This window comes from Prosthecodimorpha staleyi, from assembly GCF_018729455.1.
In the GTDB taxonomy this organism is placed as follows: Bacteria; Pseudomonadota; Alphaproteobacteria; order Rhizobiales; family Ancalomicrobiaceae; genus Prosthecodimorpha; species Prosthecodimorpha staleyi.
Genome location: NZ_JAHHZF010000012.1, coordinates 236,164 through 243,648, shown reverse-complemented (window position 1 = coordinate 243,648; position 7,485 = coordinate 236,164). Strand labels below are relative to the sequence as shown.

Here is a 7,485-nt window from a genome sequence, read left to right as displayed (position 1 = left end):
CAAACCGCAATCCCGGACAAGGCCCGAAGGGCCGCCGATCCGGGACCCACTCGCACCGCAGCGGCGTCAAGATCACGAACAAACGGAGTACCGTGCGGCAAGTCGGGATGAGAGTGGGCCCCGGCTCTGCGCTGGCGCTCCGGCCGGGGATGCGTTGGGAGATCGACAATCATCTCGAGGTATCGCGGCGAAGCGCCGCGAGATGCGGGGCCGGCCCGCGGCATCCCGTTCCTCGCCATCCCTCCCAAACCGCAATCCCGGACAAGGCCCGAAGGGCCGCCGATCCGGGACCCACTCGCACCGCAGCGGCGTCAAGATCACGCATAGATGCGGTGTCCTGAGGCAAGTCGGGATGAGAGTGGGCCCCGGCTCTCCGCTGGCGCTCCGGCCGGGGATGCGCCGCGAGATCGACAATCCTCCCGAGGTATCGCGCCAAAGCGCCGCGAGATGCGGGGCCGGCCTGCGGCGGCCAGGTGATGCGTCGGGTGATGCCGTGCGGGCCGTCGATGTTCTCGGGGGAGGGTGCGATACCGTTTGATACTGGCCGCCGGAATGACCGTCCCGATATGCCTTCGCTTCGCCATGATGGCGCCGCGTCGGACGGCTAGATGTGGTATCCCCATCCGAACCGGAGCGTCCCATGACCGCGGCCAGCCTGCCCTTCGTCGCCGCCTATCGGCCTCCGGCGCCGGTGCCCCATGCCGCACCGCTCAAGCCGCGCCAGTATATCCGCGCGCTGACCGACAATCCGCTGACCATCTGGACCCAGGCACAGTTCGAGGAGCTCTATATCCAGATCGACGGCCGGCTGCTCGGGCCGCGGCTGATCATCAACGACCCGGAGGGCATCCGCCATGTCCTGGTCGACAACGAGGCCAACTATCTCCGCGACGATCTGCAGAAGCGCATCCTGACCCGGACGATCGGGCTCGGCCTGTTCGCTGCGGAAGGACAGGCCTGGCGGGCGCAGCGGCGGATCCTGGCGCCGCTCTTCGCACCGCGCGCGGTCGGCGGCTTCCTGCCGGCCATGGTGGAGGCCGCTGCCGCCGGAGCCCGCCGGCTGGCCGCCCTGCCCGAGGGCTCGGTCATCGATGCCGCGCCGATGATGAGCGCGATCGCGCTCGACGTGCTCGAGCGGACGCTCTTCCGCGAGGGCTTCGGCGTGCCGCTGGCCGAACTGTCGCGACACTCCAACGCCTTCATCGAGGGCGCCGGTGGGGTCTCGCTGCTCGATCTGTTCGGCCTGCCGTCCTGGATCCCGACTTGGCGCGCGCTGAGGGCGCATCGCTCGCGCCGCTTCATCGGCGACATGGTCGACCGGATGGTCGCCGAGCGGCGCGCCCGGCTCGCGGCCGGGGCCGCCGGAACGGGGGAGGGCGAGATTCGCGACCTGCTTGCGCTGCTGCTCGATGCGGCCGACCGGGAGACCGGCATCGGCCTGTCCAACCGCGAGGTGCGCGACAACGTCCTGACCTTCATCGGTGCCGGCCACGAGACCACCGCCGGTGCGCTCGCCTGGACGCTGCTCCTTCTCTCCGGTGCGCCGGACGTGCGGGCGGCGGTCGAGGCCGAGATCGACAGCGTGCTCGGCGCGGGGCCGGTGACGGCCGAGACGGTCGCCGATCTGGTCCTGACCCGGGCGGCCATCGAAGAGGCGATGCGGCTCTATCCGTCGGCCCCCTTCCTCGGTCGCGCGGCGGTCAAGGACGACGTGATCGGCGGCCGGCCCGTCAAGGCGGGCACCATCGTGATGATCGTGCCCTGGATCATCCATCGCCATCAGCGCCTGTGGTCCGATCCCGGCCTGTTCGATCCGGGCCGCTTCCTGCCGGGCCGGCGCGATTTGATCCCGCGCTATGCCTATCTGCCGTTCGGCGCCGGTCCGCGCGTCTGCATCGGCTCCGTCTTCGCGCTGCAGGAGGCGGTCGTCGTGCTGGCCAACGCCTTGCGTGACCACCGCTTCGATCTCGTCGAAGGCGCTCGGATCGAGCCGACCCAGCGCATCACGCTGCGCGCGCGGCATGGCATCCCGATGCGGGTCTCGCGGCGGCGCTAGTAGGGTCGGCAGACCGGCAGAGGCTGCGGATCTCGGCTGCTGCCGGACGGCCTTGACGCGGATGCGGCGGCCGGCGCAGCGTCGTCGGCCTCAGAAGACCGCCGTCGCGAGGAGCCGCGCCCATGACCGTCCAGCCCAAGGCCACGATCTCGATCGCGGCTGCCGCCCTGCCGAAAGTCGCCTGGGGCGAGGGGCTGTCGGTCTACGACACCAACGGCAAGCGCTATATCGACGGCTCCGGCGGGCCGGCGGTCTACTGCCTCGGTCACGGCAATCGGGAGGTCAATGCAGCGATCGCGGCGCAGCTCGACCGGATCGCCCATGGCTACCGCTACACCTTCACCAGCGACCCGCTCGAGGAACTGACCGCTCTGGTGGCGGCGAATTGCGGTGGCGGGCTAACGCGGATGGTGTTCGTCTCCGGCGGTTCGGAGGCGGTCGAATCGGCCATGAAGATCGCGCTCCAGTATCACGCGGCCCGGGGCGACATGTCGCGCCGGCGCTTCATCTCGCGCGAGCGCTCCTGGCACGGCAATACGCTCGGCGCCCTGTCGATCTCGGGCTTCCGCGAACGTCGTGCGCCCTATGAGGGTGCCCTGATCGAAGGCGGCGCGCTGATTTCTCCGGCCAATGCCTATCGGCCGCCCGAAGGTGTTGCGCCGGAAGCCCTGCCGGCCTGGTATGCTGCCGAGCTCGAGGAGACCATTCGGAGGATCGGTCCGGATGCCGTCGCCGCCTTCGTATTCGAACCTGTGGTCGGTGCGGCCGGCGGCGTCGTGCCGGCGCCGCCCGGCTATGCGGCCGCGATGCGGGAGGTCTGCGACCGCTACGGCGTGCTGATGATCGCCGACGAGGTGATGTGCGGCGCCGGGCGTTGCGGCACGTGGCGGGCGCTCGCCCATGACGGCGTCGAGCCGGACATCATGACCGTCGCCAAGGGCCTCGGCGGCGGCTTCCTGCCGCTCGGCGCGACAGTCTACCACCAACGCGTCGCCGAGCCGATCGACCGGGTCTATGGCGGCGTGCTGACCGGCCATACTTTCACGGGCCACACCGCCGCCTGTGCGGCCGGCGTCGCCGTGCAGACGATCATGCGGCGTGAGAAGTTGGTCGAGCGTGTCCACGACCTCGGGCCGGTGTTCATGGGTCTGCTCGCGCGCGAACTCGACGGTATCGCGGCGGTCGGCGACCTGCGCGGCCGCGGTTTCTTCGTCGGGGTCGAGTTGGTCGCCGACCGGGCCCTGAAGACCCCGTTCGATCCGGCCGAGAAGCTCTACATCCGCATCCGCAACGCCGCCTTCGAGCGCGGTCTGATCTGCTACCCCTCGGGCGGCAATGTCGACGGCACGGCCGGCGACACGGTCATCCTGGCGCCGCCCTATATCGCCACCGAGGCCGAATTGGAGGAGATCGCCGTCCTGTTCGGGCTGAGCCTCAGGGCCGCCCTGGCGGAAATCGGCGCCGGCTGACATTCGCCGCAAGGGGGCTGCGGTCGGCGCCCAGAAATCCGGTCGCGGGCGAGAGACGGACGGGCATCACCCGCGCCTGGCCGGAACGGGCCATAGGTGGACGCCGTTGCGCGCCGCCATCCGAGGCCGTCAGGCGCCGCGCCAGAGGCCGACCCTTCGGCGCCTGGCCTCGGCGGCGGCGCGGGTCAGGGCGGCGTCCGGCTCCCCGGCCGGCTCGGCCCAGCCCGACCGGACCATCCATTCCGACAGGTCGACGGCGCCGACCCGGCAGCGCGTCTCGACGGCGCCTTTCGCGGGCTCCGCCGGCAGCGCGCACAGGACCGGCCGATTGCGCAGGAAGAGTTCGAGATGAGTCCGCGCACGCCCGCCACAGGTGTCGGGCGTGCCGTCGAGCATCCGGCAGGTGCGATCCGGCGCGGGGATGCGGATGCCGGCCAGCCGGATGCGCCGGCCGGACGCGGTGAAGCTGCGCCCGTCGGTGACCTCCACCTGGCTGAAAGGCGTGTCGCGCAGGCGGGGTTCGGCCGCATCGGCACCGGGCGCCGTGCCGACAGGCGGCAACAGCCCGGCGGTGCGGACGGGCGGCCTGCCACGGACTGCGCCGGATGCCGATGCCGTTTCCCCGGCGGTTGCGGCCTCGACGCCGGTCGAGCCGCCGAAGCGTCCGGCCGGCGGCACGACCGAATCGGAGCGTTCGGGCACGGTGAACCGCAGCGACCGGGTGACGGTGGCGGGGGCCGGCGGCCGGACCTCGCCGGCGCTGAAGTTCGACGGCTGGAACCGGCGCGGCCGGGTCTGGGCGTCGGCGGTCCGGCGCGCGGGCAGCGATCCGGTCTCGACCGGGTCGGCGGCCACGACGGTCGCGCCGCCCTCGGCCGGCCGGGTCGGGGCGACGAGCTTCGCCGCGATGATCCCCGCCATGGCGAGGCCGGTCAGCGAGACGGTGGCGAAATGGCTCTTCCAGGCCTTCATGGCAACCGGATCCGATGGGGCGGCGCCCTCAAGGCCGCGCCCCGGAACCGGTTTGCGGCGCTTTCGCGGCCGTTCCCGACGATTGCCCGGACACCGTGAATCCGCGGTTCACCGAAATGGTTAAGAAAATCATGGTCGGGATACGCAGGAACCCCGATTCCGGTGCTACCGTCGGGGCCAAGGCAATTGACGCAAAGTCGTTTGCCATTTGTTAACCATGAAAAATCAGCGAATTTTACACTTAAGGACTTGTTTATGGCGCGCCGCCACGGTGGGTGACGGGGAAGGGAAGGGTGCCGATCGAGGTCAGGTTTTGCGTACCAACACCGTCGTCATGCTTCTGCTCGCGCTCGTCTTCGGCGGCGCGGCCGTGTTCATGTCGCAGTCCTATCTTGAACGGCAGGCTGAGAAGCGCGCACGGACCATCGAAGTGTCCGGCCCGGCTGTCGCGGCGTCGACCGTCGTCGTGGCGGCCAAGCCGTTGAATTTCGGGGCAGAGATCGCGCGCGACGCGTTGAAGGAAGTGGCCTGGCCGGCGGAAGCCGTACCGGCCGGCGCCTTCCGCACTGTCGCCGAGCTCTTTGCCCAGCAGGGCCGCCGGGTTGCGCTGGTCGCCATCGAGGCGAACGAACCGATCCTGCCGGCCAAGATCTCCGGCCCTGGCCAGCGCGCCACGCTGTCCTCGGTGATCGAGGAGGGCATGAAGGCGGTGACCGTGAAGGTCGACGAGGTCAACGGTGTGGCCGGCTTCGTCCTGCCCGGTGACCGGGTCGACGTGCTGCTCACGCGCCATCAGGGCGAGGGCGATGCGATCACCGAAGTCCTGGTCGAGCGGGCTCGGGTGCTGGCCGTCGACCAGAGCTTCGACCAGCGCGCCGAGAAGCCCGCGGTGCCCAAGGCGGTCACGCTGGAAGTGCATTCCGGTGTCGCCCAGAAGGTCGCCTTCGCCTCGTCGGTCGGCACGATCTCGCTGGTGTTGCGCCGGGCCGGCGAGGCGCTGGCCGACAATCAGAAGAATACCCGGGTGCGTGCGGCGACCGTCTCGGTCTCCCGCGCCACCAAGCGCCAGGAATACGGGGTCCGCTCCGAGGTGGAGTAGGTCCGGGATGGTCCGACACCGCCGGCAAACGGCGGGTTGGAGAACGAAGCCGTCGCCGGAATGGCGATCGGGGGTGCGACGTGAACGATGATGGCGGAAGGCTCCGGTTCCGGGGCGTGGTGAAGACTGTCGGAGCCCTGTGTCTCGGCGCGGCGGTCCTGGCGGGGCCGCTGCTTGCGGCCGTTCCGACGGTGCGGGCGGAAGATCGGCTGGTCCGGGTCGGCGACGGCAAGGTCCAGCAGATCCGAGTGACGCGCGGCAAGTCCGAGACCATGCGCATCGAGGCCCCTTTCGCCGATCTGGTCGTCGGCGATCCGGAGGTCGCCGATGTGGTGCCGCTGACCGACAAGAGCTTCTATGTGCTCGGCCGCGCGATCGGGACGACCAACGTCTCGGTCTATGATTCCAAGAAGCAGTTGATCGGGATCATCGATGTCGAGGTCGCCCACGATTCGGGCCGCCTCCAGGCCGAGCTCAATCGCCGCCTGCCGACCTCGCGCATCACGGTTTCGACCTATAACGGCAAGGTCATGCTGTCGGGTACCGTGCGCGACGCGGTCTCGGCCGATCGCGCCGTCACCATCGCCAAGCAGTTCGCCAGCGAAGTGATCAATTCGATCGGCGTGACCGGCTCCCAGCAGGTGATGCTGGAGGTGCGCTTCGTCGAGGCGAACCGCGATGCCGGTCGGGATCTCGGCTTCAACTGGGGCATCTTCGGCTCGAAGATGATCCACAATCCCTCGACCGGCTCGCTGGCCTATCCGTCCAATGCCTCGGTTGCCGGCGCCTCGTCGGGCACGTCAGGCCTGCTGTCCGGCAACACGCCGTTCGGCGTCGCCGTCGCCCAGGTGCTCGGCAACGGCATCGGCGCCGATATCCTGATCAAGGCGCTGGAGGAACAGCGCGTCGCCCGGCGCCTGGCGGAACCGAACCTGGTGGCGCTTTCTGGCGATACGGCGAGCTTCCTGGCCGGCGGCGAATATCCCGTTCCAATGAACAACAAGAACGGCGAAGTCACCATCGAGTTCAAGAAGTTCGGCATCGGTCTCGCCTTCACGCCGACCGTACTCGAGAACGGCATGATCAATCTCAAGATCATCCCGGAGGTCAGCGAACTCGACTATTCCAACGCGGTCACGCTCTCCGGCGTCACCGTGCCGTCGCTGAACGTGCGACGCGCCGATACGACGATCGAACTGCGCGACGGCCAGAGTTTCGCCATTGCGGGCCTGCTCCAGTCCAACGTCTCGACGCTGCTGCAGCAGTTGCCATGGGCCGGCAACGTGCCGGTGCTCGGAGCGCTGTTCCGCTCGTCTTCGTACCAGAAGAACGAGACCGAACTGGTGATCATCGTCACGCCGCGCCTCGTGCGGCCGATGGTTCCCGGCCAGCCGCTCAAGACCCCGCTCGACAATCTGCGTGCGGCCAACGACCCCGAATTCTTCGCCGGCGGCAAGGGCGAGGTCCGTGCGGATTCCGTCCGCATGCCGCCAGGGGGGGCCGCCCCCGCACCGCTCGGCCATATCCTCGACATGCCCCTAGGAGGTTCTCGTGTTGTCCTTCGCTGATCGTTTCGCCCGGGGCGTCGCCCTCGTCGCCGTCCTCGCCCTCGGCGCCTGCTCGGGCGGCACCGACAGCCTGGAGAACCAGGATTCGGTGACCATGCAATTCGGCGACGCGGTCAACACCAACAAGGCGCTGCAGACCATCGATCCCTGGCCGCGCGCCGTCGCCGACACCCGTCTGACCACCAGCGGACAGCGCTCCGCGGCGGCCGGCGAACGCTACCGGACCGGCATGATCCTGCCGCCGGTGCCTGCCACAACCAACGCCATCTCGTCGGCGGCCCCCGCGCCGACTGCTCCCGCCGGCACGACCGCGCGCTGACC

General features: G+C 69.6%; 6 protein-coding genes. 5 read left to right on the top strand and 1 reads right to left on the bottom strand.

Annotation, left to right across the window (positions count from 1 at the left end; genetic code table 11):
• Positions 1–640 precede the first annotated feature (640 nt).
• Positions 641–2,056: a cytochrome P450 gene (locus KL771_RS22895; RefSeq protein WP_261970827.1), complete on the top strand. Its 1,416-nt coding sequence runs from the start codon at positions 641–643 to the stop codon at positions 2,054–2,056.
• A gap of 122 nt (positions 2,057–2,178) precedes the next feature.
• Positions 2,179–3,525, top strand: coding sequence for an aspartate aminotransferase family protein (locus tag KL771_RS22890; protein WP_261970826.1), 1,347 nt, complete (start codon positions 2,179–2,181; stop codon positions 3,523–3,525).
• Positions 3,526–3,654: 129 nt separating this feature from the next.
• Here the strand turns inward: KL771_RS22890 and KL771_RS22885 are convergent, their stop codons facing one another.
• Positions 3,655–4,497, bottom strand: coding sequence for a thermonuclease family protein (locus tag KL771_RS22885; RefSeq protein WP_261970825.1), 843 nt, complete (start codon positions 4,495–4,497; stop codon positions 3,655–3,657).
• A 313-nt stretch (positions 4,498–4,810) separates the two neighbouring features.
• Between KL771_RS22885 and cpaB the strand changes: the two genes are divergently transcribed.
• The 3 genes from cpaB (at position 4,811) to KL771_RS22870 (ending at position 7,483) form a co-directional block, all read left to right on the top strand.
• Positions 4,811–5,596 carry a Flp pilus assembly protein CpaB gene (gene cpaB, locus KL771_RS22880; protein WP_261970824.1) on the top strand — a complete coding sequence of 262 codons (786 nt, stop codon included), beginning with the start codon at positions 4,811–4,813 and terminating at the stop codon, positions 5,594–5,596.
• Between the two features lie 116 nt (positions 5,597–5,712).
• A complete protein-coding gene (locus KL771_RS22875; protein ID WP_261970823.1) occupies positions 5,713–7,164 on the top strand; it encodes a type II and III secretion system protein family protein in 1,452 nt (483 codons plus the stop codon).
• Complete coding sequence (locus KL771_RS22870) at positions 7,148–7,483, top strand: hypothetical protein (RefSeq protein ID WP_261970822.1); 336 nt, start codon at positions 7,148–7,150, stop codon at positions 7,481–7,483. Before KL771_RS22875 ends, KL771_RS22870 begins: the two co-directional genes overlap by 17 nt.
• Positions 7,484–7,485: the final 2 nt, after the last annotated feature.

Bases quoted from the DNA above. Each gene is read 5' to 3' on its own strand.
- KL771_RS22895 (WP_261970827.1), top strand. From the start codon at position 641: ATGACCGCGGCCAGCCTGCCCTTCGTCGCCGCCTATCGGCCTCCGGCG.
- KL771_RS22890 (WP_261970826.1), top strand. From the start codon at position 2,179: ATGACCGTCCAGCCCAAGGCCACGATCTCGATCGCGGCTGCCGCCCTG.
- KL771_RS22885 (WP_261970825.1), bottom strand. From the start codon at position 4,497: ATGAAGGCCTGGAAGAGCCATTTCGCCACCGTCTCGCTGACCGGCCTC.